Source organism: Amycolatopsis thailandensis (assembly GCF_002234405.1).
GTDB classification, from domain to species: Bacteria; Actinomycetota; Actinomycetes; order Mycobacteriales; family Pseudonocardiaceae; genus Amycolatopsis; species Amycolatopsis thailandensis.
The window spans coordinates 1-692 of the sequence record NZ_NMQT01000128.1; the positions used below are offsets into that span (position 1 = coordinate 1).

The window sequence follows — 692 nt, forward strand, 5'->3', positions numbered from 1 at the left end:
GACGACCATGCCCGGCAGCTCACGCCCGCCGACGGCGCTGATCGGCGTTTCCCAAGGTAGCGCGATCCGGAACGGCACGGTGGTCAGCTGCCCCGCCGCCACCTTCACCTTGCGGCCCGCGCTGACCCGCAGGAACTCCGCGGTCCCGGCGCGCTCGTGGTCGCCGCGCTCGACCTCGACCCGGGTCACCAGCGAAAGCAGGATCTCTTCGATCTGGGCGTCGCTCGAACCGCCCTGGATGCGGACCTGTCCGGTGATCACCTCGCCGGGGACGGCGTGCGGCGAGTCGAGCACGGTGTCGACGGACGGGCCGCCGACCCCGAAGGCGCTGAGCATCCGTTTGAACATCAGGGATTTCCTCCGCTGGGTACTGGAACTGGGGTGCCGCGAAAGCGAACACTTCGACTACTACCGAGATCCGCCGCGGCACGCCAGGCAAACCGGGTTAAAAACCCCTAAACGGGCGCGGCGTCACTACCTTCCCAGATCGGCCTGGCGCACGTCGTGCAGGTGGATGACGACGTCGTAGGAACGCCCGAGCGAGATGGCCACGGGGTCGACGGGGAACAGCGTGCCGATCGTGCGAGTCGGCCGGGCGGTGTCCAGCCAGGCGCGGGCGGCGGGCGGTGCGGTGCGGAAGTCGAGGTAGAAGTCCTCGAAACGAACCTTGTCGAGGGTGTGCTCGTTCGACC

2 protein-coding genes are annotated in these 692 nt (G+C 68.5%); both read right to left on the reverse strand.

Translation table 11 applies throughout. The features are described from left to right. Positions 1–348 (reverse strand): sporulation protein (locus CFP71_RS33665; protein ID WP_167406366.1); only part of this gene is annotated, 348 nt, incomplete at its 3' end. 126 nt (positions 349–474) lie between these two features. After that, positions 475–692: erythromycin esterase family protein (locus tag CFP71_RS33670; RefSeq protein ID WP_143267224.1), on the reverse strand; the 218-nt coding region annotated here is incomplete at its 5' end.